The organism is Collimonas arenae, assembly GCF_001584165.1.
Taxonomy (GTDB): domain Bacteria; phylum Pseudomonadota; class Gammaproteobacteria; order Burkholderiales; family Burkholderiaceae_D; genus Collimonas; species Collimonas arenae.
This window is the reverse complement of record NZ_CP013233.1, coordinates 1,350,327-1,376,641: the sequence shown is the minus strand read 5'-3', so window position 1 is coordinate 1,376,641 and position 26,315 is coordinate 1,350,327. Positions and strand designations below refer to the sequence as shown.

Annotated in this window: 28 protein-coding genes and 3 pseudogenes; 12 read left to right on the top strand and 19 right to left on the bottom strand. The window is 57.6% G+C overall.

What is annotated here, in order from left to right; translation table 11 throughout:
* Positions 1-126: 126 nt before the first annotated feature.
* The 5 genes from CAter10_RS06485 to CAter10_RS06465 form a co-directional block, all read right to left on the bottom strand.
* Positions 127-1,119, bottom strand: a complete 993-nt coding sequence (locus CAter10_RS06485) for a CysB family HTH-type transcriptional regulator (protein WP_061532777.1) — start codon at positions 1,117-1,119, stop codon at positions 127-129.
* Between the two features lie 11 nt (positions 1,120-1,130).
* Entirely contained in the window at positions 1,131-2,207 is a 1,077-nt protein-coding gene (locus CAter10_RS06480) for a sulfate/molybdate ABC transporter ATP-binding protein (RefSeq protein ID WP_061532776.1), read from the bottom strand.
* On the bottom strand, positions 2,204-3,070 hold the full coding sequence (cysW, locus tag CAter10_RS06475) for a sulfate ABC transporter permease subunit CysW (protein ID WP_061535196.1): 867 nt from the start codon (positions 3,068-3,070) through the stop codon (positions 2,204-2,206). The genes CAter10_RS06480 and cysW overlap by 4 nt, the downstream gene beginning before the upstream one ends.
* Before the next feature lie 108 nt (positions 3,071-3,178).
* Complete coding sequence (gene cysT / locus CAter10_RS06470; protein ID WP_061532775.1) at positions 3,179-4,054, bottom strand: sulfate ABC transporter permease subunit CysT; 876 nt, start codon at positions 4,052-4,054, stop codon at positions 3,179-3,181.
* A gap of 299 nt (positions 4,055-4,353) precedes the next feature.
* A complete protein-coding gene (locus tag CAter10_RS06465) occupies positions 4,354-4,539 on the bottom strand; it encodes a 4-oxalocrotonate tautomerase (RefSeq protein ID WP_061532774.1) in 186 nt (61 codons plus the stop codon).
* Positions 4,540-4,658: 119 nt separating this feature from the next.
* On the opposite strand from CAter10_RS06465, the gene CAter10_RS06460 reads away from it, so the two are divergent.
* On the top strand, positions 4,659-5,552 hold the full coding sequence (locus CAter10_RS06460) for a LysR family transcriptional regulator (RefSeq protein ID WP_061532773.1): 894 nt from the start codon (positions 4,659-4,661) through the stop codon (positions 5,550-5,552).
* Positions 5,553-5,615: 63 nt separating this feature from the next.
* On the opposite strand, the gene CAter10_RS06455 is transcribed toward CAter10_RS06460, so the two are convergent.
* Positions 5,616-5,906, bottom strand: coding sequence for a DUF1330 domain-containing protein (locus CAter10_RS06455; RefSeq protein ID WP_061532772.1), 291 nt, complete (start codon positions 5,904-5,906; stop codon positions 5,616-5,618).
* Between the two features lie 64 nt (positions 5,907-5,970).
* On the opposite strand from CAter10_RS06455, the gene CAter10_RS06450 reads away from it, so the two are divergent.
* From CAter10_RS06450 to CAter10_RS06415, 8 genes are all read left to right on the top strand, one after another.
* Positions 5,971-6,429, top strand: coding sequence for a MarR family winged helix-turn-helix transcriptional regulator (locus CAter10_RS06450; RefSeq protein WP_061532771.1), 459 nt, complete (start codon positions 5,971-5,973; stop codon positions 6,427-6,429).
* Between the two features lie 27 nt (positions 6,430-6,456).
* Complete coding sequence (locus CAter10_RS21815) at positions 6,457-6,708, top strand: PAAR domain-containing protein (RefSeq protein ID WP_082797812.1); 252 nt, start codon at positions 6,457-6,459, stop codon at positions 6,706-6,708.
* On the top strand, positions 6,678-7,367 hold the full coding sequence (locus CAter10_RS22310) for a hypothetical protein (RefSeq protein ID WP_128082998.1): 690 nt from the start codon (positions 6,678-6,680) through the stop codon (positions 7,365-7,367). The genes CAter10_RS21815 and CAter10_RS22310 overlap by 31 nt, the downstream gene beginning before the upstream one ends.
* A 275-nt stretch (positions 7,368-7,642) precedes the next feature.
* Positions 7,643-7,978, top strand: coding sequence for a hypothetical protein (locus tag CAter10_RS06435; protein WP_061532768.1), 336 nt, complete (start codon positions 7,643-7,645; stop codon positions 7,976-7,978).
* Between the two features lie 55 nt (positions 7,979-8,033).
* Positions 8,034-8,303, top strand: coding sequence for a hypothetical protein (locus CAter10_RS06430; protein WP_061532767.1), 270 nt, complete (start codon positions 8,034-8,036; stop codon positions 8,301-8,303).
* Between the two features lie 115 nt (positions 8,304-8,418).
* Positions 8,419-9,858: a sensor histidine kinase gene (locus CAter10_RS06425; protein WP_061532766.1), complete on the top strand. Its 1,440-nt coding sequence runs from the start codon at positions 8,419-8,421 to the stop codon at positions 9,856-9,858.
* 45 nt (positions 9,859-9,903) lie between these two features.
* Positions 9,904-10,620, top strand: a complete 717-nt coding sequence (locus CAter10_RS06420) for a head GIN domain-containing protein (RefSeq protein ID WP_061532765.1) — start codon at positions 9,904-9,906, stop codon at positions 10,618-10,620.
* Positions 10,621-10,644: 24 nt separating this feature from the next.
* Entirely contained in the window at positions 10,645-11,403 is a 759-nt protein-coding gene (locus tag CAter10_RS06415; protein ID WP_061532764.1) for a LytR/AlgR family response regulator transcription factor, read from the top strand.
* 40 nt (positions 11,404-11,443) lie between these two features.
* On the opposite strand, the gene CAter10_RS06410 is transcribed toward CAter10_RS06415, so the two are convergent.
* Both CAter10_RS06410 and CAter10_RS06405 read right to left on the bottom strand, forming a co-directional pair.
* Positions 11,444-12,139, bottom strand: a complete 696-nt coding sequence (locus tag CAter10_RS06410) for a GntR family transcriptional regulator (RefSeq protein ID WP_061532763.1) — start codon at positions 12,137-12,139, stop codon at positions 11,444-11,446.
* A 124-nt stretch (positions 12,140-12,263) separates the two neighbouring features.
* Positions 12,264-13,589, bottom strand: a complete 1,326-nt coding sequence (locus tag CAter10_RS06405) for a C4-dicarboxylate transporter DctA (RefSeq protein ID WP_061532762.1) — start codon at positions 13,587-13,589, stop codon at positions 12,264-12,266.
* Positions 13,590-13,797: 208 nt separating this feature from the next.
* On the opposite strand from CAter10_RS06405, the pseudogene CAter10_RS06400 reads away from it, so the two are divergent.
* Positions 13,798-15,035: pseudogene (locus CAter10_RS06400) on the top strand (allantoate amidohydrolase).
* Positions 15,036-15,053: 18 nt separating this feature from the next.
* Positions 15,054-16,694, top strand: a complete 1,641-nt coding sequence (locus CAter10_RS06395) for an HAL/PAL/TAL family ammonia-lyase (RefSeq protein ID WP_061532761.1) — start codon at positions 15,054-15,056, stop codon at positions 16,692-16,694.
* 7 nt (positions 16,695-16,701) lie between these two features.
* Here the strand turns inward: CAter10_RS06395 and CAter10_RS06390 are convergent, their stop codons facing one another.
* The 11 genes and pseudogenes from CAter10_RS06390 to CAter10_RS06340 all read right to left on the bottom strand — a co-directional run bounded on the left by CAter10_RS06390 (position 16,702) and on the right by CAter10_RS06340 (position 25,505).
* Positions 16,702-17,289: an RBBP9/YdeN family alpha/beta hydrolase gene (locus CAter10_RS06390; RefSeq protein ID WP_061532760.1), complete on the bottom strand. Its 588-nt coding sequence runs from the start codon at positions 17,287-17,289 to the stop codon at positions 16,702-16,704.
* Positions 17,290-17,291: 2 nt separating this feature from the next.
* The gene (locus tag CAter10_RS06385) at positions 17,292-18,179 is read right to left on the bottom strand and encodes an EAL domain-containing protein (RefSeq protein WP_061532759.1); all 888 of its coding nucleotides are present in this window, start codon (positions 18,177-18,179) and stop codon (positions 17,292-17,294) included.
* Positions 18,180-18,195: 16 nt separating this feature from the next.
* Positions 18,196-18,411: a TOBE domain-containing protein gene (locus CAter10_RS06380; RefSeq protein ID WP_014007003.1), complete on the bottom strand. Its 216-nt coding sequence runs from the start codon at positions 18,409-18,411 to the stop codon at positions 18,196-18,198.
* Between the two features lie 59 nt (positions 18,412-18,470).
* The gene (locus CAter10_RS06375) at positions 18,471-18,686 is read right to left on the bottom strand and encodes a TOBE domain-containing protein (protein ID WP_061532758.1); all 216 of its coding nucleotides are present in this window, start codon (positions 18,684-18,686) and stop codon (positions 18,471-18,473) included.
* 50 nt (positions 18,687-18,736) lie between these two features.
* Positions 18,737-19,528: an ATP-binding cassette domain-containing protein gene (locus CAter10_RS06370; protein WP_061532757.1), complete on the bottom strand. Its 792-nt coding sequence runs from the start codon at positions 19,526-19,528 to the stop codon at positions 18,737-18,739.
* Between the two features lie 121 nt (positions 19,529-19,649).
* Positions 19,650-20,495 (bottom strand): aliphatic sulfonate ABC transporter permease SsuC, encoded by an 846-nt coding sequence (ssuC, locus tag CAter10_RS06365; protein ID WP_061532756.1) that lies wholly within the window; start codon positions 20,493-20,495, stop codon positions 19,650-19,652.
* 10 nt (positions 20,496-20,505) lie between these two features.
* Positions 20,506-21,653, bottom strand: a pseudogene (gene ssuD / locus CAter10_RS06360) (FMNH2-dependent alkanesulfonate monooxygenase).
* A gap of 34 nt (positions 21,654-21,687) precedes the next feature.
* Positions 21,688-22,724, bottom strand: a pseudogene (locus CAter10_RS06355) (sulfonate ABC transporter substrate-binding protein).
* Between the two features lie 11 nt (positions 22,725-22,735).
* Complete coding sequence (locus CAter10_RS06350) at positions 22,736-23,719, bottom strand: sulfonate ABC transporter substrate-binding protein (protein WP_061532755.1); 984 nt, start codon at positions 23,717-23,719, stop codon at positions 22,736-22,738.
* A gap of 108 nt (positions 23,720-23,827) precedes the next feature.
* Positions 23,828-24,418, bottom strand: coding sequence for an NADPH-dependent FMN reductase (gene ssuE / locus CAter10_RS06345; RefSeq protein WP_061532754.1), 591 nt, complete (start codon positions 24,416-24,418; stop codon positions 23,828-23,830).
* A gap of 70 nt (positions 24,419-24,488) precedes the next feature.
* Positions 24,489-25,505 carry a sulfate ABC transporter substrate-binding protein gene (locus tag CAter10_RS06340; protein ID WP_061532753.1) on the bottom strand — a complete coding sequence of 339 codons (1,017 nt, stop codon included), beginning with the start codon at positions 25,503-25,505 and terminating at the stop codon, positions 24,489-24,491.
* A 330-nt stretch (positions 25,506-25,835) separates the two neighbouring features.
* Between CAter10_RS06340 and CAter10_RS06335 the strand changes: the two genes are divergently transcribed.
* Positions 25,836-26,306: a DM13 domain-containing protein gene (locus tag CAter10_RS06335; RefSeq protein ID WP_061532752.1), complete on the top strand. Its 471-nt coding sequence runs from the start codon at positions 25,836-25,838 to the stop codon at positions 26,304-26,306.
* The last annotated feature ends 9 nt before the right edge of the window (positions 26,307-26,315 follow it).

Sequence of the window (26,315 nt, the reverse complement as noted above, 5' to 3'; positions counted from 1 at the left end):
CGCTGGCCTTGCGGCAGCGGGCTAAATCCGAACCCTAGAGGATCGGAGGAGACATAGGAAATCGTAATACCGATATATGACAGCAGCGTGACCAGAACACGGGTTAGTTAGAGCCCATCCTCGAAATCAGGCGATTTTCAGAATACGCTGTTCATATTCACCTTTGTGCGAACCGTTACCGCCAACGCTGTGTGGTTCAGCCTGCAATGCTTCAATAATATCTTCACGCTTCAACTGCGGCGCAAACTGCAGGATGAAATCAAACGTATAAGAACGCAGATAGGCACCGCGCCGTATCGCCAACCGTGTCACGTTGGATGCCAGCAGATGCGATACCTCGATCGAACGCAAGCCGTTCTGACGCGTGTGCTCGGTAGCCATCGACGCCACCAGGCCAACACCCAGGCCGAGCGAGACGTATTGTTGGATCACATCGGAATCCATCGCAGTCAGTACGATGTCGGGTGTAATACCCGCCGTCCTGAACGCATCGTCGATATGGCCGCGGCCGGTAAAGCCGACGTCATAGGTAATCAACGGATAGGCCGCCAGGTCGGCCAATGTCAGCGGCGCGGTAATCTCCAGCAATGGATGGCCTTCCGGCACCACCAGTACGTGGCTCCATTCGTAACAAGGGAATGAGATCAATTCCTTGAATTGCGTCAGACCTTCGGTGGCGATACCAACATCAGCCTTGCCGGAGATCACCCAATCGGCGATGTGTTCCGGCGAGCTTTGCTGCAACGCTATGCGGACATCCGGAAAGCTGGCGCGGAAGCCCTGCACCACGCGCGGCAGTGCATAGCGCGCCTGGGTGTGGGTGGCCGCTACGGTCAGCGTGCCGCTGGTTTCACCGGAATACTCCTGGCTGGCCTGGCGCAGGTTTTCCGCTTCTTGCAACAGTCTTTCGACGATCTGCAAAATTCCCTTGCCAGGATCGGTCAGGCCGATCAGACGCTTGCCGTTACGAATGAATATATCGACCCCGAGTTCTTCTTCCAACTCGCGAATCTGACGGCTGACGCCGGGCTGCGATGTAAACAGCACATTCGCCACTTCAGTCAAGTTGAAACCGCAACGGGCCGCTTCGCGGATAGAGCGTAATTGCTGGAAATTCATGCCTTCTCTCCTTACTGTGCGTGTTGATCAACGAACACGTGCAAGCGGCGCGGACGCACCACCAGGGTTTCGCCGTCTTTCAAATCAAGTTGCTTGAAGCGTTCGCTGGAAATCACGGCTTCAATCAAAGCTGCTTCGCTGTCATCGCTGCGCTCCAGTTCGAGCTGCGCCAGCGGACCGATCGCATGGGAGCGCCGCAGTTGCACCACGATCCCTTCGGCGCCAGCGGTGTAGCGATCAATCTCCAGATCGTGCGGCCGTACATAGCCGACACCCTTGGCATCCCGCGCTTCAGCGTAATTGGGCGCAGCGAAGCGCATGCCGCTGCTGTCGAGTACGCCTTCATGGACACGTCCGTGGAACAGATTGACGTTGCCGAGGAAGCCGTAGACAAACGGCGAAGCCGGATTCTCATAGACTTGCTGCGGCGCGCCGATCTGTTCGACATTGCCTTTGTTCATCAGCACGATCTGGTCCGCCACTTCGAGCGCTTCTTCCTGATCGTGCGTGACAAAAATACTGGTGACGTGCAACTCGTCGTGCAAGCGCCGCAGCCAGCGTCGCAATTCCTTGCGCACCTTGGCGTCGAGCGCGCCGAACGGTTCATCCAGCAACAGCACGCGCGGCTCCACCGCCAGCGCACGCGCCAGGGCGATCCGTTGGCGCTGGCCGCCGGACAATTGCGGCGGATAGCGGTCGGCCAGCCAGTCGAGCTGGACCAGTTGCAGCAGATTGGTGACTTTTTCGCGGATCGCGCTTTCGCTAGGACGCTGTGCGCGTGGCTTGACGCGCAGGCCGAAAGCGATGTTCTCGAATACCGTCATGTGCTTGAACAGCGCATAGTGCTGGAACACGAAACCGACCTGGCGTTCACGCACATGGCGCGACGACGCATCCTCGCCTTCCAGCAGCACCTGGCCGCTGTCCTGCGCTTCGAGCCCGGCGATGATCCGCAGCAAAGTCGTTTTACCGCAGCCGGACGGACCGAGCAGCGCAGTCAGTTCGCCGGTCGGGAAATTCAGCGACACATTGTTCAAGGCGACGAATTCGCCGAAACGCTTGTTGATGTTATTTACCTGGATGCTCATGATTGTCCTGCCTTAATTTCTATATAGCCGTATGGCTGCACCACTTCACGCAAGCGCCATTCGATGAACGATTTCAGCGCCAGGGTCAGCAGCGCCAGGAATGCCAGCAGCGAAGCCACCGCAAACGCTGCCTGGAAGTTGTATTCGTTGTACAAAATCTCCACCTGCAACGGGATGGTGTTGGTCTCGCCGCGGATATGGCCAGACACCACCGACACCGCACCGAACTCACCCATGGCGCGCGCGTTACACAGGATCACGCCGTACAGCAAACCCCATTTGATATTCGGCAGGGTCACGTGACGGAATGTCTTCCAGCCGGAAGCGCCCAGCACCAGCGCGGCCTCTTCTTCTTCGCTGCCTTGCGCCTGCATCAGCGGAATCAACTCACGGGCAACAAACGGAAAGGTCACAAAAATCGTCGCCAGCACGATACCCGGCACCGCAAACAGGATCTTGATGTCATGATCGCGCAGCCACGGACCGAGCCAGCCCTGGGCGCCGAACAGCAGCACATAGATCAGGCCGGAAATCACAGGGGAAACCGAGAACGGCAAATCGATCAGCGTCAACAACACATTCTTGCCACGGAATTCGAATTTGGCGATGGTCCACGACGCTGCGATGCCGAACACCAGGTTGAGTGGCACGGCAATCGCAGCCGTCAATAAGGTCAACTTGATGGCGCTGATCGCATCCGGCTCGATGATGGCCGCCAGATACGCTTCCCCCCCCTTCTTGAAGGCTTCGGCAAACACCGCCAGCAGCGGCACCACCAGAAACAGTGCAAGGAACGCCAAGGCGATCGTCATTAATAATGCACGCACCCAGAACGGTTCCAGCGTCGCGTTAGGTACGTGGATCGGCTCACCTCGGAATTGCGGCTGGGCCGATGGCGCCGCCGCGTGTGCTACATGTTCTGCGGCGGGTTGCTGGTTCAAACTGCTGGCAGTTGCGCTCAAGTCCGACTCCTACACTTTTTCCGACTGGCCGCGCTTGCGGGTCCAGGCTTGCAATACGTTGATGCTCAACAGCAGCAGGAACGAGACCACCAGCATCACTACCGCGATTGCGGTGGCGCCAGCATAGTCGTACTGCTCCAGCTTGGTAATGATGAACAAGGGCGTGATTTCCGACACCATCGGCATGTTGCCGGCGATGAAAATCACCGAGCCGTATTCACCGGTAGCGCGCGCGAAGGACAGCGCAAAGCCGGTCAGCAAGGCCGGGAACACTGTCGGAAAAATCACCCGGGTAAAGGTCTGCCAATGGTTGGCGCCAAGGCTGGCGGCGGCTTCTTCCAATTCTTTCTCGGCATCTTCCAGCACCGGCTGTACGGTGCGCACCACGAACGGCAAGCCGATGAAGGTCAGCGCCACCAATATGCCAAGCGGGGTAAATGCAACCTTGACGCCGAGCGGTTCCAGATACTGGCCGATCCAGCCGTTGCTGGAATACAGGGCGGTCAGCGCAATGCCGGCCACCGCTGTCGGCAACGCAAAAGGCAGGTCGACCAGCGCGTCGATCAGCTTCTTGCCGGGAAATGTGTAGCGCACCAGAACCCACGCCACGATGCCGCCGAATACGGCATTCAGCAATGCTGCCAATAAAGAAGTGCCGAAAGTCAGGCGATACGAGGCCATCACTCGTGGCGATGTCACAGCAGCAACAAAATCACCCCAAGTCATCGTGAAGGTTTTCAGGAACACCGCCGACAACGGAATCAGGACGATCAGCGCCAGATAGAACAGGGTAAACCCGAGCGACAGCCGGAAACCCGGCATCACCCTGAACGGGCTGGCGGGCTTGATCTTGGCGGCGTTAACTGGAAGCACTGCTGCTGTCATGCGTGATCCTCTTATTACAAATACGGCTAAAGAGAGATGATAATCTCACCGGTTTGTTATAAAGAGAACGAACTTTTTAGCATGTGCATAGAATGATTTTGCATAAGAGAAAGTCGCGTCAATGCGTGAAATGCCACCGCAGACGAGGCTCTTACCAAACAAAGTGGGATATTTGCCACGGCAAATGAAACCGCAGGCGCTATTGCGGAATTGAGCGGCGTACCGGTATTGAAAGATAGATTGATGTGGCCCCAACGCTACGCGTACAGACGGTTCCAGCTGGGGCCAGGCCTACTGTTTTACTTATCCGCGACCAGCTTTCCCGCCTTTGCCCAATCTTCGCGTGACACCTCAGTGATCACAATATCCACGCTTTCCGGCGGACAAACCAGGGTTTCAACCACAACCCGGGTCACTTCGCGAACGAAAGCGCGCTTTTGCTCCGACGTGCGGCCGGGGTGCATTTCCAAACGTAAGATAGGCATGACAATTCCTCGGTAAGCGACACCCCGGATGGGATGTCAGTAACTTCAGTGTCACTCAGTTCTGACTGCAGATAAATATGCAATAATTTCATCCATTCAAAACCAACAGGTTCTTAATCATGGACAAGCTGGCTGGCATGGCAATGTTTGTGCGCGTGGTGGAAATCGGCAGCTTCACTGCTGCGGCCTCAGCCAGCGGGGTTTCTCCCACCATGGTTGCAAAACACATTCGGACTATCGAACAACGGATCGGCGCACGTTTGCTCCACCGCACCACGCGCCGACAACAGTTAACCGAAGTGGGCAGGCTGTATTACGAGCGTTGCAAACGCGTACTTTCTGAAGTGGATCTGGCCGAAGCCAGCGCCTCGGAACTGCAGACCAGCCCACGCGGACTGATCAGGTTGGTGGCGCCGGTGAGCTTTGGCAGCCAGAGCCTAACTCCCGTATTGGCCGACTACTTGGCCGCCCATCCTGAAGTTAACGTAGAACTGACACTGGACAACCGCGTAGCCGACCTGATTAACGACGGCTACGAGCTAGGCCTCCATATCGGCCACATTGACACGGTCGGGCTGGTGGCGCGACCGCTACGTCCCTATCGCCGGATACTGGCCGCGGCGCCAGGCTACCTTGCCCAGCATGGCCAGCCGGAACACCCGGAACAACTTGAGGCGCACAGTTGCCTGGGCTTGTCGTACTGGCGCCACCATGATCGCTGGCATTTGGTTGGACCTGACGGTCAATTGTGTGATGTGGCGGTAAAAGGTCGCTTCAGTTCAAACCAAGGCAGCGCCCTACGCAACGCCGCCTTGCATGGCGCCGGCATTGTGCTGCAACCTGAAGCGCTGCTGGCTGACGACATCGCAGCAGGCCGTTTGCTGCCGGTATTGCCGGCCTGGTCATACAAACCCACGCCGATGTATCTGATTTACGCGCAGGATACGCGGCCTACGGCGAAGTTACGCAGCGTTATCGATCTGCTGTTAAAGCGCTTTGGACTCGAACAGTAAGAACGGACGTTTTGGGCGCAGGCATCGAAGATATATGTGACGATGCAGGTCAGGACGTACGCTTCACACGGTTTCGACTACGAACATCCGCGCTTGCTGGGCCTCCTGACGTTCGGCCTTGATCGGTGCATACCTCTCGGAATTGTAGAAGGCAAGCGCTTGGGCAAGAGTAGGAAACTCGAACACGCCGGCCATCGGCAGCGGCGCCTCATCCCCCTCCAGAATCTGCGCAACAGGACCGAAATGCAGAATCTGCCCGCCGGCCTCTTTTAGCGCCGCCTGAAAGCGTGGAGCGAGCGCCGCCTGCTTGTCGGAGTCAATGACGCGTAGATTGACGTGTACATATGCTGGCATTCTGCCTCCTTAATAATGCATATACATTATAATCTGAAGAAGAGCTTGTCAAGGGGGAGTTAGCGTGAACGGTTTTGATCCAGAATCTTTGAAGAGTGTCGCAGCGGAGTGTCCTGGTTTCCAGGCTCGTGCAACGGCGCGTGCACTCACTCGTTATTACAATGCCTGCTTCAAGCCGCTCGGGCTGACGGCCGAGCAATTCAGCCTTTTGGTCGGGATCGGTGCGACCGAGGGAGCGACGCTCGTCGATCTTGCTGATAGGGCCGGCGTTGATCCGACTACCCTCAGCCGAAATGTTCAGAATCTGGAGAGCAGAGATTTGGTCCGTGCTGAAGGCGGACGTGGCCGTGCTGGAAAGCGGCTAGCTCTGACGATATCTGGGCGTCAACTCGTGGTCGATGCGTTCCCGGTCTGGAATTGTGCCAAGGCGGAACTCGCCCTTCGCATAGGCGAGGAAAAACTTCATTCGGCAAAGCAGGCAATGGCGGAACTGGCCGAGGCCGCAGAATCCTCATCCACATAATATGACTTGGGCGGAGCCAGTATCCAAATGAAACACGAAGGACGTGGCGTAGGCCGCTTGAACGATAGAACCACGCACGGCGGCGTTGTCATCACGGCGACAGGGCCGACGATCATGGGTCTCCCGGCTACGCTGGAAGAGGATATGACGCACTGCCCACAATGCAACGGCAATTTTGCCATTACTCCTGATGGTGCTGGAGCCAAACACGAAGGTCGTTCTTATGCCTATCACGATGATTTGACGGCTTGTGGAGCACGACTTATCGCGTCGGTATAGCGAGCGTAACGAATCAAGAAACAAAAGAGCAAACGGTCGTCGACCTCACCAAGCCACCCGAAAATGGTATTGTCCAATATGTTTCATCCAACGGAACACAGGTTATTCATATAGAAGAAGGGGCATTAATGACAAGCCCGGATGGCAATATAACCATGCATACGCCCAATGGTGACAGCACCAGTGTATTACCCAATGTGCTGCGGGTGCAGGTAGAGAGTGTCGCCGAGGTTGAAGCGCATGAAATTGAACAGATCGGGGATCGCACCGAACATGTGCTCACTTTCAGGGGCGGCGGTTTGCTGGGATGTACCCTGATAAAACGCAGACGTACCATTGAAGTCGTCATGCACAATCTCGGTTTTGAGTTTGATCATCAGCAAGGCCACTTGAACGTCCAGTCCACGCTGGGGATCGCGCCACTGCGACTCCAACGTGCCATGTGCGCTTCATGTATCTGCGACATCATGGCGCACAACATTTACAAGGCGTTCGGTACGACCACCCACGTCCTACAATTTTGCGATGGGCATGACGCCGAGTATGCCTATAACGACCGTGGCGAGTTTATCAATCAATCGTGTGAGATGACTCGGCGGCCACCGATCGACCGCGATGGGAATAGCCCTATTAGGCTTTTTTGTGGCAAAAAGATATAACAGTTTAGGCGGGACACATTTCGTCAGCACCACCAGCACAACAAATATCAAAAAAACCACAAAACTTCACCCAATAGCAGCCTTGAAGCTGTCGCCTGAACCGTCAAAACGGCACTGAATCATCCAGCGCGACGCAAATCCGCTGCATTTCAGTCCCGTTTTTTTGTATTTTGTCCCGGCATTCCTGCAGGCTGTCGCAAGTAGATGGCGACCTATCGTTTGACTCCCTAAAGTGACGACATGCAACAACGTCACCCACTTAACGGAGAATACAAATGAACACAGCACGCCAAGCACTGATCGCCATCCTGTCCGTCGCCACTTTCGCCGCTGCCGCTCCAGTCATCGCTGCTCCACAGCAAGCTGAAATCTCGACACTGCCTACCATCACCGTCATCGGCAAGCGTCTGCCAATGCAAACCGTGACCATCGTTGCCAAGCGCTTGACCGCGCAGGAAAAGCTGGCGATGGATCAACAGGACGGCATGCTGCCAACCATCACGATCGTCGGCAAGCGCCTCAGCCGCGATCAAAAGACCGTATTGGCACAACAGGAAAGCCGCAAGAAGGCCGTTGCCAAACCTGTCCCGACACTGCGCGCCGTCGCATAAGGCAAGCCATTTATACCAAACCAGTTCCAAGGCAGTTCCAGTCAAGGAGATTGCAATGAACACCAACCGTCAACTCATCGTCGCCGTCACGTTATTCGCAGCATTAAGTGCAGGGATTGCCCCCGCCATGGCTGCCGGGCCGGCCAAGAAAGCAGCTGCAGCAAGCGAGGAAATACCGATGCTGCCGCCGATCATCATCATCGGCAAACGCCTGACACCGGAAGAAAAAGCCATGCTGGCGCAGCAGGACCACAATCGCAATGTAAAGAAAATCGCCCGCAAGAAACCCGACGCCAATCGCGTGGCGGCACTCACCGCTCTCTAATATGCATTGATGCCAGCGGGAAAAACGCCGATACTTGCCGCGTCCGTAACATCTAAAATGAAGGCGTCGTCGCCAAGTCGCCGCACAACCCGGAATACAACCCGATTCTCACACTATGAATTCTGATTCGATCACATGGAAGCAAGCGGTAGAAACAGCCTCGGTCTATCTGTCGCGAGGTTTCGATAAAACCGCAACCTGGGTCACGCAGCTCTCGTGGTGGAAATTTTTCCTGTTTGCAGTGCTAGTGATGGCCGCAGCCGGGATTTTGCAAGAAACGCTGTTTTCCTCCGATCAAAATGTGGTCGTGATCGAGAAAACCAGCAGGCATGGCGGCAAATCAAGTCAATCCGGGAAGGGAGACGCCGATATCCGGATAGACGACAACGGCCTTCATATCAGCACCGCCGGCAAATCCGGCAAACCTGGCAAAGGGGATGCGGATATCCAGATTGACGGCAGCGGCGTGCATGTCAAGACATACACCTACTCGGACGACGAGAGCGATGCCACGAGTGCCCAGGCCGCTCCGGAAGCTCCAACGGTTCCGCCAGTCCCGGCTGTGCCAACAGTGCCAGGTAAACCCGAGGCGCCAGGTGTGCCGAGCAAGCCCGCGGTACCAGGGGTGCCGACTGCGCCCCCCGCACCGGCCAATGCCGCCAATCTGGGCCTGGCCCTGCCGCCGGATGCTACGCAAGACGTCAACCAGGCTATCAACGATGCTGTTGCCGCCATCCATGAAGCCGCAGCTGACAAGGCCGAACAGCAGGTCGCCCGCTATCAGAAGAAATCGTCGGAATGGTTCGTGAATTTTGTATTGCTGCTGCTGATCGGTTTGTTTGGCACCAAGGCCCTGATGGGCGGAAAGAAACGTGCGGAAGCGCGCGCACAGGCCGCCAACGCCGCCGCCGAACACGCCAACCTGCAGCGCGAAGTGTCGGAAGCCAAGATGCAAATGATCCAGGCCCAGGTGGAACCGCACTTCCTGTTCAATACCTTGGCCTCGGTCGAGTACCTGATTGAAACCGATCCGCCGCGCGCATCGGCCATGCAGAAGCGCTTGATCCAGTACCTGCGCGCAGTACTGCCGCAGATGCGGGAAACCGCCACCGTCACAACGCTGGGACGAGAAGTTGATATCGTCAAGGCTTACCTGGATCTGTTGAAAATGCGCATGGAAGAACGCTTGCACGTCGAGCTGCAGATTTCGGAAGGTTTGCGTAGCGCCGCCTTCCCGCCGATGATGCTGCAATCGCTGGTTGAAAATGCCATCAAACATGGATTGGAAACCAAGCCCGATGGCGGCACCGTGCGCATCCACGCTGAGGTGGCCGATAATCAGCTGCGGGTCAGCGTCACTGACGACGGCCTCGGTTTTGCGGCAGTACCCAGCAATGGCACCGGATTGGGATTGCAAAGTATCCGCGATCGCCTCAAACTATTGCACGGCACCGCCGCACAACTGGTGATTACGCCGAATACCCCGAGCGGCGTCTGCTCCACCATTGAAGTACCGTATCAAGTCGTTGCACAAAACAAGGCGCAGCCTAAATAAAGTTATCGCATGGGCTCGCCGCAAAAAGTTACAGGAAACATGCATATGAAATCGCTCTCACGCCGCACCTTTTTTCTGGCACTGGCCGCAGCCGCAGTGCTTCCACTGGTCAGCACCGGCAGCATGGCTGCCGAGGTCATCAAGGCAGAGCGCCCTCTCGGCGATTTCCAGCAGATCGAACTGATGGATGCCGTCAACGTATACTTGACTCAGGGTCCGGCCAAGCCGGCCGTGATCGAAGCCGAAGCCAGCATCGTGCCGCGGGTTGAGCTGACTGTCAGCGGCTCGGCTCTGCGCGTCAGCCTGAAGGGCAACAGTTTTTTCAGCACGCATCACGATATCAATGTTTATCTGACGGCCCCGGACGTGAATACCCTGTCGATCTATGGTTCCGGCGATATCAAGGTAAAGGGAAAACTGAGCAGTAAAGACACCATCAAGATATCCATTGCCGGTTCCGGCGATGTCGACGGCGAGCTGAATGCGCCCAATATCAACGCCTCCATTGCCGGCGCCGGTAATATCAATGTCAAAGGCAAGACCCGCGATTTACGCGTATCGATTGCCGGCAGTGGCGATTACGACGGTTTCAGCCTGCTCTCGGAAAATACGCGCGTATCAATCGTCGGCAGCGGCGATGCCAACGTCTACGCCAGCAAGCAGTTGAATGTGTCGACCGCCGGCTCGGGCGACGTCACCTATGAAGGCGATCCACAGGTCAAGACCAGCATTGTCGGCTCCGGATCGGTCAATAAACGATAACCCTCTCCCCTTACCTCTCAGCCTATGCCTACTGCCGTTATTGCCGATGATGAACGTCTGATGCGCGACCAGATCCGGTTGCGCCTGAGCCAGGCGTGGCCCGAACTGGAAATTTTGGGTGAAGCCAAGAATGGCGACGAAGCGATCGAACTGGTCGACCAGCTGCAACCCGATTTCACCTTCCTCGACATCCGCATGCCGGGCAAGACCGGCCTGGAAGCCGCGCGCGAAATCGGCACCAAGAGCCACATCGTTTTCATCACCGCCTACGACGAATACGCCATCGAAGCGTTCGAGCAAGGTGCCGTCGATTACATCCTGAAGCCGGCCGAAGCGGAGCGCCTGGGACTGACCGTGACGCGCCTCAAAGCCCGCTTGAGCAAAAGTGCGGCCCCGGCAGACATGAGCGCGATGCTGACCCAGCTAGCCAAGCAGATGGGGATCGCTACCAAGCCGGTCTATCTGCAATGGATACAGGCCAGCATCGGTCAGCAGCTGCGGCTGATCCCGGTGCAGGAGATCCTGTTTTTCCGTTCCGACGAAAAATACACCAGCGTCCAGACCGCCACTTACGAAGCCCTGATCCGCAAGCCGGTACGCGACCTGGCAGAGGAACTCGACCCTGACCTGTTCTGGCAAATCCACCGCGCCACGCTGGTCAACGTCAATGCCATCGACGGCATCACGCGCGACATGCGCGGCCGTCATCAGGTACTGGTCAAGGGACATTCGGAAAAACTGGAAGTGAGCCGCAGTTTCATTCATCTGTTCAAGCAGATGTAGGCGCCCACCCAGCGGCGCAGAAAAATGCCGGCCGCTTCCCCTAAGCCAGCAACGCCTTGACAAAGTCCTTCTTGGCGCCGGGCGGCGGAATTTCGAACTGCAGCGCCTTCTCGACGTGATGCAGGTGATGCAGCATCAGCTCGACGGCTTTTTCGGTATCGCCGGCCTTGGCGGCCTGCAGGAATTCGACGTGTTCATCGGATGAACAGGCGGCGTCGCGGGTGGATTGGTACAGCATGGTGATCAGGGAACTGCGGCCGGCCAGCTTGGTGAGGACATCAGTCAGCACCTGGTTGCCGACGGCGCGCGCCAGCAGGATGTGGAAATCGCTCAACAGGCGCGAGCGGATTTGCGGATTTTCCTTGGACAGTGCTTCGCGCTCCTGCTGCAGGTGCCGTTCCAGCGTTTCGTAATCGGCCGCGGTAGCCTTGGCGACAAATTCGCGCACCAGCGCCGCTTCCAGCACGCGCCGCACGAAAAATATCTGGCGCGCCTCTTCCTCGGTCGGACGACTGACGAAGGCACCCTTGTCTGGCACCAGATCGATCAGCTTGTCTTTGGCCAGCATCACCAGCGCAGCGCGGATCTTGGTGCGGCTGACGGAGTACAGTCGCGCCAGTGCTTCTTCCCGCAACTTGGTGCCGGGCGGCAGGCGCTGCTCGGCAATCGCTGTCGTGATGTCGGCGGCGATATCGTCAGAACTGTCGGCGCCGGCTGGGCTGGAAGACAGGCTCATGTTATCGATTTCCTTGATGCGTGGTTCTAAAGACCAAAATTGTACTTGTAAATGCGACACCTTATAGAAAAATAAGCATCCGATTCGGCTGGCGGTAAGCGCCGCCAGCCACCTCCTATTCTGCTTATGCGGGCCGTGTGTCGCTTGCCACGTGCAGCACTACAGGAACTCCTTCTTCCTCCACCGGAGGACGCGCGCCGTTCAAGACAGCATGTGCACGGGCGCGGTCGATATCCTTTTCCCACACCGCCACCACAACCGTGGCCACGCAATTGCCGAGCAAATTACCGAGTGCGCGGGCAATTCCCATGAACCAGTCGATCGACAGCACCAGCACCAGGCCGACCACCGGAATCGCCGGGATCGCGGACAAGGTCGCCGCCAAAATCACGATGGCGGAACCCGGCACGCCATGCGCTCCTTTTGAGGTAATCAGCGCCACGGCCAGGATCGCCAGCAAGTCTGTGATCGCCAGCGGCGTGTTGGTTGCTTGTGCGATGAACACCGCCGCCAGTGTCAGGTAGATCGAAAAGGCATCGAGGTTGAATGAATAGCCGGTCGGGATCACCAGGCCGACGGTGGAGCCCTTGATACCCATGTATTCCAGCTTGCGCATGATCTGCGGCAGCACGCTGTCCGAGGACGCGGTCGCCAGCACCACCAGCAATTCCGCACGCAGGTACTTGATCAGTTTGAAGATGCTGAACCCGGCCAGGCGCAGGATCGTGCCGAGTATGGCAAACACGAAAATCACGACCGCAAAGAAATACAGGATGACCAGGAAACCTAGTTGCTGCAACGAGCCGACGCCGTACTTGCCGACGGTGAAGGCAATCGCGCCGAACACGCCCAGCGGCGCCAGGCGGATGATGAAGGACATGCACTTGAAGAAGGCTTCCGACATGCTGTGCACAACAGTAACAATCGGCGCGGCCTTCTCACCGATCAGCGACAGTGCGGAACCGAAGATGATGGAAAACAGCAACACTTGCAGCACATCGCCGGAAGTAAACGCGCTCACCACCGTATTCGGAATGATCTTCATGACGAAGTCGGCAAAGCCGGTACCCTTCACCTGCTTGGCAGTCTCGACGTAACTGGACAGTGCATTCGCATCCAGCGTATCGGGATTGATGTTCATGCCGACCCCGGGATGGAAGACAAATGCCAGCAGCAGCCCCAACACCAAGGCGACGGTCGTCACGACTTCAAAATAGATCAGCGCCTTGAGGCCGACCCGCCCCACCTTCTTCAGCTCACCAGCGCCGTAAATGCCATTCACCACAACGCAAAACACGATCATCGGAATGATCATCTTGACCAGCTTGATAAAGCCATCCCCCAACGGCTTCAAGCTCTCTCCGAACTTGGGGTACAGCACCCCAACCGCAATACCGATCACAAGTGCTATCAGCACCTGGCCAAACAGTGATTTATAAAAGCGCCGCACGTCTGTCTCCTGATTGTTTTGTTTGGTTTATACCAATTTTGGTCTGTCAGGCCCGGATGAAATAGGCCGCATCCCGGATTCAATATAATGCATTCACTTATTGTATGCAATAATTGAATTCAACTTGATTTTGCGTGTATGATCGCAAAAACCTATAACAACAGCCGAATGGGCAGCGAAAAGTCGATTAATTATCTAGGAGACAACCATGCAAGAACCCTGGGACAGATGCGGCGAGCGGATCATGGCCTGGTCCGACGAGCTGGCGCAGCACAGCGAAGCGCCCGACATGCTCACCCGCACCTACTTGACGTCGGCGCACCACGGCGCCGCGGCGCAACTGGCCGAATGGATGTGCGCCGCCGGCATGAGCGTACGGCGCGACATGGCGGGCAACGTGATCGGCCGCTATGAAGGACTGACCGCCGATGCGCCGGCACTGCTGACCGGCTCGCATTTCGATACGGTGCGTAACGGCGGCAAATACGACGGCAATCTCGGCATCCTGCTGCCGATCGCCTGCGTGCAGCAATGGCATGAGGCCGGCAAGCGCTTCCCCTTTGCCATCGAAATCATCGGCTTTGCCGAGGAAGAAGGCGTGCGCTTCAAGGCCACCCTGCTCGGCAGCCGTGCCGCCGCCGGCACCTTCGACATGGCAGTGCTGGACAATCTCGACGACAGTGGTCAACGCATGCGCGACGTGATGGCCGCTTCCGGCTTCCATGCCAGCGGTTTGGGCAAGGCCGCTTATGCGCCGGATGCGGTGCTGGCGTTTGTCGAAGTGCATATCGAACAAGGCCCGGTCTTGCTCAATAATGATTTGCCGCTCGGCGTAGTGACCGCCATCTCCGGCGCCTCGCGCTTCATGGTGGAAGTCGAAGGCCTGGCCGGCCATGCCGGCACGGTGCCGATGGAAATGCGGCGCGATGCCGCCATGGCCGCAGCCGAGATCGGCTTGTATATAGAACAGCGTTGCAGTGGCACACGCGGACTGGTCGGCACCGTCGGTCAGTTCAATGTGCCGAATGGCGCCGCCAACGTGGTGCCGGGAAAACCATTTTCTCGATCGATATCCGCGCCGAACAAGATGCGATACGCCAGGCTGCGGTAAGCGATGTTTTGGCAAAGATCGAACAGATCGCCGCGCGCCGCAACGTCGTGATTCAGACCCGCAAGACGCACGAAGCTGCCAGCGTTCCTTGCGCGCCGTGGCTGCAACAACAGCTGGCCGGCGCCATTGAAGAGAGCGGTCTGGCGTTACGCCACCTGCCCTCGGGCGCGGGCCACGACGCCATGGCGATGGCCGCCATTACCGATGTCGCCATGCTGTTCGTCCGTTGCGGCAACGGCGGCATCAGCCATCATCCTGACGAAATCATGAGTACCGCCGACGCCGCGCTCGGCGCACGCGTATTCAGCCGCTTTGTCGAAAATTTTAAACACTGATTACCTTTGGAATCGAACATGACTACTACCACCATCACCATCGACGGCTTCAACCTGACCGCTCAACAAGTGGTCGACGTCGCCCGCGCCCCGCACCTGCCGGTAACGCTGGCCGACTCTTCACGCGCCGCGCTCAAGGAAAGCCGCGACTACATTGAATCGACCTGGATGCACGATGAAGCGCCGATGATGTACAGCTTCAACACCGGCGTCGGCCTGCTGAAAGACACCCGCATCAAGGTCGAGCACATCGAGTTGTTCCAGACCCAATTGATCAAGGCGCACTGCGCCGGCATCGGCGAACCGTTCTCGGAAGAAGTCAGCCGCGCCACCATGCTGTTGCGCGCCAATGCCTTCGCCAGCAATTATTCGGCGCCACGGGTGGAAGTGGTCGATCGCTTGCTGGCTTTCCTGAATGCCGGCATCCATCCGATCATGCCGCAAAAGGGCTCTGTTGGCGCCTCCGGCGACCTCGCGCCGTTGTCCTACCTGGCGGCAGCAATCGCCGGTTTTGACGAAGCCGAAGTGATGTATCAGGGCCAGCGCATGAGCGCGCCTGAAGCCATCACCAAGTCCGGCGTCGGTCCGGTCAAGTTTGACCTCAAGGCCAAAGATGCGTCTGCCCTGATCAACGGTTGTACCGCTTCGCTGGCTGTAGCGGTACTGGTGGCGCACGATGCGCGCAATCTGCTGAGCGATGCCTGCCTGTCGCTGGGATTGACGCTGGAAGCGATGCGCGCCGAGATGGCCGCATTCGATCATCGCATCCAGCAAGCCCGTCCACATGCCGGCCAGATCAAGACCGCCGCCATCATCCGCAAGCTGCTGGCCGGTTCCACCCGCACCACGCACGAAGCGCGCGCGGTGCAGTTTCCGGAAGAAAGCCGCCGCACCGACATCCCTTATACCGCCCGCATCCAGGATGTGTACTCGCTGCGCTGCTCGCCGCAAGTCTACGGCCCGGTATTCGATGCGCTCGATTACATCGACAATATTGTCGACAAGGAAATCAATTCGGCCACCGACAATCCGCTGATCTTTGACAAGGAAGGCGGCGGTTTCGAGATCATCTCCGGCGGCAATTTCCACGGCCAGTACCTGGCGCAGGCGATGGATTTGCTGGCGATGGCGATCACCGATCTGGGCAGCATCTGCGAACGCCGCGTCGCGCGCCTGATCGATCCGACACTCTCGTGGGGCTTGCCGCGCAACCTGATGAGCGGTGTGCGTGGCGTCAACACCGGCTATCCGGTAGTGCAATGTTCGTTGAGTTCATTGGTGATGGAAAACCGCACGCTGTGCATGCCGGGCAGTGTCGACAGCATCCCTGCCAAGGGCAACAGCGAAGACCACGTGTCGAACTCGACCTGGTGTGCGCGCAAGGCGGCCACCGTGGTGGCCAACACGCAGTACATCATCGGTGTTGAAATGCTGCTGGCGGCGCAGGCCTTGACCATGACGGAAGACTTGTTGCCGGGCTTCGTGCTGGGTAAAGGCACGCAAGCTGCGTATCAGGAAATCCGTCGGCAGATCCCAGCTTGCCTGGAAGGCGATCGCTGGTTCCACAACGATATCGCGGTGGCGCAATCGTTCGTGGTCAGTGGTTCGGTACGCAATGCGGTGGTCAAGCAGATTGGTGAGTTTGTCCAGGCAGCGTAACGCTGCTTCAGCGCTGCACGGTGGGGCGACGGGCTGGCTCCCGTTGCTGCCGAGCGCCGGGAAATGAGGATGTCTGCTGCACCAGGCGCTGCAGCAGCGATTGACCGTACAGCCAATCGCCCAGATTGGACTCGGCATTGATGTGACCCAATGCCCCGGCGTCGACGTAGTCGGCGCCCCAGGTTTGCGCCCACTGCCGGGCGCGGCCGCTTTCCATCCACGGATCGTTGAGGCTGCCGACCACGATCGCGGGCACCGACAGCTTGCCACGCACAGCCTGGCTGACATCAAATTTATCGGGATCGGCCGGCGCCACCAGCAGCGCCCCGGCCAAATTGGGTATGTCGGTCAAGGCGGCATGCACCGTAGTGAGGCAACCGAAGCTGTGGGCGATCACCAATGCTGGTTGCTCCGATTGCCGCAGCTGATGCTGCAAACGTTGCGACCAGACTTCCAGCACCGGCGCATCCCAGTGCTCTTGCTCAACCCGTTCGAACGCCGGATAAAGACGTTGCCATCGCGATTGCCAATGCAGCGGGCCGCTGTTATACAGCCCGGGGGCTACCAGCACACGAAACGATGACAATGTCGGCATCTTCAGCCTCCTTCTGTATCCAGCACCTCAGCTGAGGTACCGCCCTGCGTATCGGTCAACGCGGAGAAAGCATGCAACGAAGCCTGCGGCAAATCCCACAGGAATCCCTGGGCATGCAACGGCCAGACAACTTCCTGTGCTAGCTGCTGCAACACCTCCAGGTCACGTGCCTTTTCCAGCCTCTTGAAAATCACCTGGATGCCGCGCACTGCACAATCCTGCAGCAAACCCACGGTCTGTGGATCCTGATTAACGCCACGGGCGTCAATCTTGACCACATCCGGCTTGACTCTTTCTAGCAAAACCTGTGCCTGCGCCACATCGTCGGCATTCACCGCCAGGCGGAAATGATTGCGCCGGTAGTTGTCCAACACATAATTCAACAGCCAACCCTGGTTTTCGGTGATGGTCGGCAGTTGCAATACGATCCGTTCTTGCGGCAAGCCCAGCAGTGTCAGGATACGCCGGAATGCCATGCCGTGATTGCTGTCGACCGCAGCCAGCAGGCGCGCGTGCACGCTCAGGTACAAATCGGCGCCAGCCGCTTCCGGCTGGCGATAGAAATTGATCGAATGCAGCATGCGGCACAGACGGTCGAGTTCGATCGACTCGTCGTCGCTGGCGGCGTGGTCCAGCAATTTCCACAAGTACAGGCCGTTGTCGTTGGCCGAGTAACTGTGAGCAAAACCTTCGTGACCGATGGTCGCTCCCTTGCCAGTCACGCCATCGATGCGCCGCACCGGTTGGAACGCGGTAGTCAGGGTGGTGTTGAAATAGCGTCCCTGGGCGCGCCCGTCCTGATCCAGCCAGACCCGGCAGTCGCTGCGAGTCTCGTCGTGTGCGCCGCCGTTCAAACGGGCCAGATATTGCTCCAAAGCTGGAAAGGACATGGCTGCCTCTTTAGGATCAGATCTTGGCGATCGACACTTCAGTCGCCTTGACCAGCGCCACCACTTCAGTGCCGATCACCAGACCCAGATCCTTCACGGAACGCGTGGTGATCACCGAAGTGACGATGCCGGCAGGCGTTTCAACATCGACTTCCGACACCACAGTGCCTTCGATGATCGCCTTGATCTTGCCCTTGAATTGATTACGTACGTTGATAGCTTGGATAGTCATGATTTTTTCCAGAGAGAATACGATTGAATAGCAAATGAAAAATTTATAAAAATGAAAATTTAAAGCTTGGCGATTGAGACTTCAGTCGCCTTCACCAGCGCCACCACTTCGGAACCAACCACCAATCCCAGGTCGCGCACCGAACGGGTAGTGATCACCGACGACACGATGCCGGAAGGAGTTTCGATATCCAGCGCGGACAACACTTCATCCTCGGTAATGCTCTGGATCTTGCCGCGGAACTGGTTGCGGACATTAATTGCCTGGATGCTCATGGTTTCTCCTTTGGTAATACGGTTATGTCAAAAACGCTTGCCTCAAAAAATCAAACAGCCCAACCGACCTGGCTGTACGTGCGTTGCAGCGACAGATCGCCGAGGGTCGCATCCGGCTGCGGCGCCGGGTGTTTCAGCACGCGCGCCAAAATCCGTTCTTCCAGCTGCGCGAACGCCAGGTTGCCCCTCGCCCTGGGACGCGGCAGATCAACCCGTTCGTCGAGCGTGATCTCACCGTCCTCGATCAGCAACACCCGGTCCGCCAGCGCAATCGCCTCTTGCACGTCGTGCGTCACCAGCACTGCAGTAAAGCCGCGCGCTTTCCACAACGATTCGATCAGTTGCTGCATCTCAATGCGAGTCAGTGCATCCAACGCGCCAAGCGGTTCATCCAGCAACAACAATTCCGGATCGTGGACCAGCGCCCGCGCCAACGCCACGCGTTGCCGCTGGCCGCCCGACAACACTGCCGGCCATTCGTTAGCGCGCTGCTCCAGGCCGACCTGGGCCAGTGCCTTGGCCGAAGCCTGCGAGGTACGCGGCAATCCGAGGCCGACGTTGGCCAGCACGCGCTTCCACGGCAGCAGGCGCGAATCCTGAAACATGATGCGAATTTCCGGCTGCTTGGCAGGACTGACGCACGCCGCGCAATCGGCAGCGCCGTCGAAATCGATGCGCCCCGCGCTTTGCTGCTCCAACCCGGCGATCAGGCGCAGCAAGGTGCTCTTGCCGCAACCGCTGCGACCGACGATGGCCACGAATTCACCGGCGCCAATCTCAACATTGAGCGTCTTCAGCACCTCCCGATCGGCATACGATTTCGAGACTGCGCGCACGCTGATACCGACGCCACGGCTACCGCTCGCGCCGTGCTGCGCGACCGCTTGTACTTCGGCATTTCAACAGGATCATTTTGCATATTCGGTTCCAATTTCCTTTAAGCGCATGAGTGGCAAGTCGCGCTTACTGAAAGCCAGGATGCCAGCGCAGCCAATAGCGCTCCAGCCCGCGCGCCAGCATGTCGGCCAGCTTGCCCAGCAGCGCATACAGCAGGATGCCAACCAGCACCACATCGGTCTGCAGGAATTCACGGGCGTTCATCGTCATGTAGCCGATCCCGGCCTGCGCCGAGATGGTTTCGGCCACGATCAACAGCACCCACACCAGCCCCAACGCAAAGCGCACGCCGACCAGGATCGACGGCAACGCACCCGGCAGGATGACGTCGCGATATAGCGGCCAGCCCGACAAACCGTAGCTCTTGGCCATTTCGATCAACCCTTTATCGACTGATCGGATACCATGAAAGGTATTCAGGTAGACCGGGAAAAATACCCCTATCGATACCAGGAACAGCTTCGACGATTCGTCGATGCCGAACCACAGGATCACCAGTGGAATCAGTGCCAGCGCCGGAATATTGCGGATCATCTGGATGCTGGTGTCGAGCAAGGTCTCGGCCTGCTTGAAGGTCCCGGTCAGCAAACCCAGCAATAATCCAAGACCGCCGCCAACGGCAAAACCGGAGATCGCGCGCCAGGCGCTGATGCGCACATGTGTCCACAACTCGCCCGACACCGCCAATGACCAGGCCGCACGCGCCACTGCCCATGGCTCCGGCAAGATGCGGCTCGACAGCCAGCCAACCTTGGCGGCGAATTCCCAGCCCAGGATCAGCAACACCGGCAGCAGCCATGGCAGCAGCCTTTCCTTCCAGATCCGGGCGGCTCGCCCTTTTTCCTTGGAGCGGGCTTGCGATGGCCGCGTTGCTGAAGCTGCCGATGTGATGGTGCTACTGATTGCGCTCATGCCGCCTCCCTCAACTTTGCGACGCCTTCGGCAGCAAGCCGTTGGCAATCACTTCACCGAACGGCCCAGTCAGGGGCTGTTCACCGGATGCCTCGCGACCCTTGCCCAGCAACGGGAACACCAGTTCGGCAAAGCGATAGGATTCTTCCAGATGCGGGTAGCCGGACAGGATAAAAGTATCGATTCCCAGCTCTTCATATTCGCGCATGCGTTCGGCCACAGTCTCAGCATCGCCGACCAGCGCAGTACCTGCGCCACCGCGTACCAGGCCGACACCGCCCAGAGGTTCGGCGCAACTTCCAGCTTGTCGCGGCGACCGCCATGCAATGCCGCCATGCGGCGTTGGCCTTCCGAATCCATCTTGGAAAATGCTGCCTGTGCACGGGCAATCACGTCGTCATCGACGTGGCTGATCAACTCTTCGGCGGCAGCCCAGGCGGCTTGATTGGTGTCACGTACAATCACGTGCAGGCGAATCCCGAAACGCACGGTGCGGCCATGCTTGGCGGCGCGGGCGCGGATATCGGCAATCTTCTCGGCAACTGCAGCCGGCGGCTCGCCCCAAGTCAGGTAAACATCGACCTGCTCTGCCGCCAGTTCATGCGCCGGCTCCGAAGAACCGCCGAAATACAACGGTGGATACGGCTTCTGCACCGATGGATACAAAGTCTTGGCGCCCTTCACCTTGATGTGCTTGCCGATGAAGTTATAGCCACTTTCGCCGCCCTCTCCAGACAATGCGGCGCGCCAGACTTTCAGGAATTCGGATGTGATTTCATAACGTTCGGCGTGCTCAGCAAACAAGCCGTCTGCTTCCAGCTCGGCCTGATCGCCGCCGGTCACCACATTGATCAGCAGGCGGCCGTTCGACAAGCGATCGAAAGTCGACGCCATGCGAATCGCCAAGCCCGGCGCACTTAGGCCGGGGCGGATCGCCACCAGGAATTTCAGGCGCTGGGTAAAGCCGATCAGGCTCGAGGCGGTCACCCAGGCATCTTCGCAGGAGCGGCCAGTCGGCAGCAGCACGCCATCATAACCAAGCGTATCGGCGGCAACCGCGATCTGCTTCATGTAATCGAAGTTGACCGGGCGCGCACCGTGCGAAGTGCCAAGATAACGGCTGTCGCCGTGGGTTGGGATAAACCAGAAAACGTTCATGACTGCTTCCGTATTCGTTGTAAGTAAGTAAAAATTACTGCCGCGCCAACGCTGCCTGCTTCGGCTGCCAGACAATATCGGCGACCTTTATTGCGCGCGGAATCAAACCGATTTCCTTAAAGCTGTCAGCCACTCGTTGCTGATCCACCACCATCTCCGTACTGATCACCGTGGTCGGCGACGGCGCTGCGCGACGGTTCAGGAACAGTTCCACAGTGGCCAGATTCAAGCCACTGACATCGGAGATCAATTGCGCGACTTCCTTGCGGTTTGCAGCTGGTACTGGTCGGCCTTGGTCAGCTCATCCAACAATGTCAGCACGGTGCCCGGATAGTTCTCGGCGAAAGCGCGTGACGCCAGGTAAAACGAATTGTTGTTCGACAAGCCACGGCCATTGGTCAGCACGCGCGGCTTGAAGCTCAACTCAGCAGCACCGTAATACGGATCCCAGATCGCCCAAGCATCAACGCTGCCACGCTCAAACGCAGCGCGCGCATCGGCTGGCGCCAGATAGATCGGCTGGATGTCGGCCCAGGTTAGCCCAGCTTTTTTCACGGCCTGCACCAACAGGAAGTGAGCACTGGAACCCTTTTGCACCGCGATCCGCTTGCCTTTCAAATCGGCCAGCTTTTGGATCTGCGACGCCGCCTGCACCAGGATCGCAGAACTGTTCGGCTTCGGCGGTTCGGCGCCGACGTACAATAGATCCTTGTTGGCAGCCTGGGCAAACACGGGCGGACTATCGCCGGTCAAACCGAAATCCAGGCTGCCGGCCGACAAGGCCTCCAGCAGTTGCGGTCCTGCAGGAAATTCCAGCCAGACGATCTTGCTGTTCTTGAAGCGTTGCTCCAGCGTATTGCGTTGCTTCAGGATCACCAGGTTGACGGCACTCTTCTGGAAACCGATGCGTATCTGCTCCGGCTCTTTCCTGTCCGCTTGTATTTGCGCCTGCACCATTGCCATTGGCGCCAGCCCGGCCAGCAGCAACAGTGCGGTCGTGCCGGCATTGCGTGCGATGCGCGCGCCCCATTCGCCGACTGCTTTTTTCACACTTGGGAAGATGAGTGTCATGATGATCTCGCTCAGGTTTTATTCGCCAATACGGCGTCATGCGTCGAGATCTTCTTTGGAATCAACTTCAATTCATAGAAGGTATCGGCGATCCTTTGCTGCTCGTCCAGCACCTTGCTGTCAATCGGCTTGTAGACATGGGCGTAATGCCTGAGGCCGATTTCGATCACGTCCGCATCTAGTCCCTGGATCGGCGCCAACTGCGCAGCGGCTTCCTTGTAATTGGCGCGGATCCATTGGCCTTCCTTGCCGACTTCTTCCAGGATCGTATTGATCACCGCCTGATTCTTTTCAGCGTACTTGCGCGCGCTCAAGAAAAATTGATGATGGCTAACCACGCCCGTGCCGCTAGCCAGTACACGGGCATCGATCTGTTTGACGGCGGCGCTCTGGAACGGGTCCCAGATCGCCCAACCATCGACCGCGCCACGCTCGAACGCCGCACGCGCATCGGCCGGCGCCAGGTAAATCGGCCGGAATTCACCATAGCCGACGCCACCTTTCTTCAGCAGGCTGATCACCAGCCAGTGCACATCGGAGCCTTTGTTGAAGGCGATCTTCTTGCCCTTCAGCTCGTTCAACGTCTTGATCGGCGAATTCTTCGGCACCAGGATGCTTTCCGCTTCCGGTGTCGAGATTTCATAGGCGCTGTAGACAAAATCTGCGCCGGCAGCTTGCGCCACAATCGGCGGCGCTTCACCGACATAACCGAAATCAACCGATCCGACATTCAGCGCTTCCAGCAATTGCGGCCCTGCCGCAAACTCGGCCCACTTGACCTCAATGCCTTGCGCCGCCAGCCGCTTTTCCAATGTGCCGTGCGCTTTCAGCAGCACCAGTGTGCTGGCCGCTTTCTGATAGCCGATACGCAGCACCTGCTTGTCCTGCGCCTGCGCCAGCCGCGGCGCGCCGACGACGAACGCGCCGGCGATCACAGCCGACAGCAGTGCCAGTACATGGCGGCGTGTATGTTTGTTTCTGGTCGAATCGGTCATTGCATGCTTCCTGATGTTTTTTTTGGACAAAGCGATCCCCCGCCACCTGACAGATGGCTTTTTCATGACGACTGGGCGGGGTAAATTAATTAATAGGGCGTCGGGTTATTACACGCTACATCGCACTTGCGAAAACGGAATCGGATGGAATGCATTGCTGGCTATCTTGTTCAACGCCTGCAAACTATCCGACAGCTGCTGCACACCTTCATTGATGCGCTGGACAATATTTTCATCAAGACTCAGGCCGTCTTGCTCCGACCACATTACCTGCGCCTCTGTGGCATAAATGCTCGGCAACACATGTTTAGCGGCGAGCGAGGACAACACCGGCCGCAACGCATAATCCAGCGCCAGCATATGCGACTGGCTGCCACCGGTCGCCAGCGGCAACACCAACTTGTCGGTCAATCCAAATTGCGGCAACAAATCCAGGAAGGCCTTCAGCACGCCGCTGTACGCTGCCTTGTAGACTGGCGTCGCCACCACTACCGCAGTGGCTTCTGCAACTTGCGACAATGCTGCCTGAATCTCAGGGTGCTTGAAATCCGCCCGCAACAACGCATCGCCCGGCAAATCGCGTACATCCAGTTTGCTGTATCGATGGCCCAGCAGCGCCAGCTTTTCACCTACATGATGCAATACCCGGGTAGAACGGGATGGCGCCGACGGACTGCCGGCCAACAGCAAAATAGTCATCTATGGCAATCTTGATACTTGAAACGGCATCACCGTTATTGGCGATGCCGCGGTTAAACAGTGACGTGAATTATTTCGCGCCCGGCTGGTAAATCTTGTCGAATACGCCGCCATCGCTGAAGTGCGTTTTCTGGGCCTTGGTCCAGCCGCCGAATGTGTCGTCAATGGTGAACAGACTCAGCTTTGGAAACTTCGACGCATACTTGGCTGCGACCTTAGGATCGGTAGGGCGGTAGTAATTGCGCGCCGCGATTTCCTGGCCTTCAGGCGAGTACAGGTATTCCAGGTAGGCTTGCGCAATCTTGCGCGTTCCACGTTTGTCGACCACCTTGTCGACCACGGCAACCGGCGGTTCAGCCAGGATGCTCAGCGACGGAAACACGGTATCGAACTTGCCTTTGCCAAATTCCGCTTCCACCAGGTACGCCTCGTTTTCCCACGACAGCAACACGTCGCCAACGCCGCGTTCAGCGAACGTCACGGTCGAACCGCGCGCGCCGGAATCCAGCACCGGCACATTTTTGTACAACTTGGTGATGAAATCGCGCGCCTTGGCATCATCGTTATTATTCTTCTTCAACGCATAGCCGTAAGCTGCCAGGTAAGCCCAGCGTGCGCCGCCGGAAGTCTTTGGATTGGCCACCACCACCGATACGCCCGGCTTGACCAGGTCGTCCCAGTCCTTGATGCCCTTCGGATTGCCCTTGCGCACCAGCAGCACGATGGTCGAGGTATATGGCGTGCTGTTATGCGGCAGGCGCTTTTGCCAATCGGCGGGAAGCAGCTTGGCCTTTTCCGAAATCTCGTCAATGTCGTAAGCCAGCGCCAAGGTCACCACATCGGCTTCCAGGCCGTCGATCACCGAACGCCCCTGCTTGCCGGAACCGCCATGCGATGCCTTGATCGTGACGTTGTCGCCGCTCTTTTCTTTCCAGTATTTGGCAAACGCCTTGTTGTAGTCCTGATACAGCTCACGTGTCGGATCATAAGAAACATTGAGCAGCGAAAAATCCGCCGCATGAACGATCTGCGCACTCTGCGCGACCAAGGCAATGGCAATCACCGAACGAACGATTTTCTTCAACATATTCTTCTTCCCTCGTGAACGTTTTGTTTTGAGGAGTACAGATTAATGAGCCGCCTTTAAAAACAGAACGAATTCTTTCTTCTCTCGTTATACGTAAAACAGATATGCATGGACCTGCCGAATGAATAAGGACGTCGCATATTCGAGCTGAATTGGTATAAAGCTGGCTGCATGGAAATCTGCGACGGACGCGCCCGGCCATGAATGACTGGCGACCCAAAAAAAACTGCTGGATAATCTTGTTAAAAATGTAAGGATCGAAGAATGTGTGCGACTAGATGGGGTAATTCGCTGCAACTTCGTTCACCGCCATTTTCACCAGGATCACATATGAAAAAAATCTTCGCCTACATCGCATCACATCTGCTAGCTGTCGTCATCGGCTTTGCCGCTGGCATTTATATGCTCCCTATCCTGACGGCGGGAGAAGGCCCGACCGCTGCGGAACTAAAGCAGGCGGCCAGCCAGGCCCAATACAAAGGGGAGTTCAAAAAGGATTTGCCGGGCAGCGATTTCGTGCACTGGGCGCAAGGCACGGTTTCCATCGGCGACAAGCAAATTGCCTTCGAAGGCAGTGTCGCTCCCGGTCCCGACTACAAGGTGTACCTGACGTCTGAATTCGTCGACAACAAGCAAGGCTTCCTCGACATCAAGGAGCAAGCGCTGCGGGTAGGTGAAGTAAAAACCTTTGACGGCTTTATCGTCGATTTGCCGCCGGGCGTCGACCTGTCGCGCTACAACACCATTGTTATCTGGTGCGAGGCTTATTCTCAATTCATCAGTGCGGCGAAATTTCGCTGAGCCGATGCG

Excerpts from the sequence above, each read along its gene's own strand:
- CAter10_RS06415 (WP_061532764.1), top strand. The coding sequence starts at position 10,645 with ATGCCTACTGCCGTTATTGCCGATGATGAACGTCTGATGCGCGACCAG.
- CAter10_RS06340 (WP_061532753.1), bottom strand. The coding sequence starts at position 25,505 with ATGTTGAAGAAAATCGTTCGTTCGGTGATTGCCATTGCCTTGGTCGCG.
- CAter10_RS21815 (WP_082797812.1), top strand. The coding sequence starts at position 6,457 with ATGAAACACGAAGGACGTGGCGTAGGCCGCTTGAACGATAGAACCACG.
- cysT (WP_061532775.1), bottom strand. The coding sequence starts at position 4,054 with ATGACAGCAGCAGTGCTTCCAGTTAACGCCGCCAAGATCAAGCCCGCC.
- CAter10_RS06430 (WP_061532767.1), top strand. The coding sequence starts at position 8,034 with ATGAACACCAACCGTCAACTCATCGTCGCCGTCACGTTATTCGCAGCA.
- CAter10_RS06375 (WP_061532758.1), bottom strand. The coding sequence starts at position 18,686 with ATGAGCATCCAGGCAATTAATGTCCGCAACCAGTTCCGCGGCAAGATC.
- CAter10_RS06410 (WP_061532763.1), bottom strand. The coding sequence starts at position 12,139 with ATGAGCCTGTCTTCCAGCCCAGCCGGCGCCGACAGTTCTGACGATATC.
- CAter10_RS06435 (WP_061532768.1), top strand. The coding sequence starts at position 7,643 with ATGAACACAGCACGCCAAGCACTGATCGCCATCCTGTCCGTCGCCACT.
- CAter10_RS06390 (WP_061532760.1), bottom strand. The coding sequence starts at position 17,289 with ATGCCGACATTGTCATCGTTTCGTGTGCTGGTAGCCCCCGGGCTGTAT.
- CAter10_RS06350 (WP_061532755.1), bottom strand. The coding sequence starts at position 23,719 with ATGACCGATTCGACCAGAAACAAACATACACGCCGCCATGTACTGGCA.
- CAter10_RS06455 (WP_061532772.1), bottom strand. The coding sequence starts at position 5,906 with ATGCCAGCATATGTACACGTCAATCTACGCGTCATTGACTCCGACAAG.
- CAter10_RS06335 (WP_061532752.1), top strand. The coding sequence starts at position 25,836 with ATGAAAAAAATCTTCGCCTACATCGCATCACATCTGCTAGCTGTCGTC.
- CAter10_RS06465 (WP_061532774.1), bottom strand. The coding sequence starts at position 4,539 with ATGCCTATCTTACGTTTGGAAATGCACCCCGGCCGCACGTCGGAGCAA.
- CAter10_RS06380 (WP_014007003.1), bottom strand. The coding sequence starts at position 18,411 with ATGACTATCCAAGCTATCAACGTACGTAATCAATTCAAGGGCAAGATC.
- ssuE (WP_061532754.1), bottom strand. The coding sequence starts at position 24,418 with ATGACTATTTTGCTGTTGGCCGGCAGTCCGTCGGCGCCATCCCGTTCT.
- CAter10_RS06460 (WP_061532773.1), top strand. The coding sequence starts at position 4,659 with ATGGACAAGCTGGCTGGCATGGCAATGTTTGTGCGCGTGGTGGAAATC.
- ssuC (WP_061532756.1), bottom strand. The coding sequence starts at position 20,495 with ATGAGCGCAATCAGTAGCACCATCACATCGGCAGCTTCAGCAACGCGG.
- CAter10_RS06385 (WP_061532759.1), bottom strand. The coding sequence starts at position 18,179 with ATGTCCTTTCCAGCTTTGGAGCAATATCTGGCCCGTTTGAACGGCGGC.
- CAter10_RS06425 (WP_061532766.1), top strand. The coding sequence starts at position 8,419 with ATGAATTCTGATTCGATCACATGGAAGCAAGCGGTAGAAACAGCCTCG.
- CAter10_RS06480 (WP_061532776.1), bottom strand. The coding sequence starts at position 2,207 with ATGAGCATCCAGGTAAATAACATCAACAAGCGTTTCGGCGAATTCGTC.
- CAter10_RS06395 (WP_061532761.1), top strand. The coding sequence starts at position 15,054 with ATGACTACTACCACCATCACCATCGACGGCTTCAACCTGACCGCTCAA.
- CAter10_RS06420 (WP_061532765.1), top strand. The coding sequence starts at position 9,904 with ATGAAATCGCTCTCACGCCGCACCTTTTTTCTGGCACTGGCCGCAGCC.
- CAter10_RS06485 (WP_061532777.1), bottom strand. The coding sequence starts at position 1,119 with ATGAATTTCCAGCAATTACGCTCTATCCGCGAAGCGGCCCGTTGCGGT.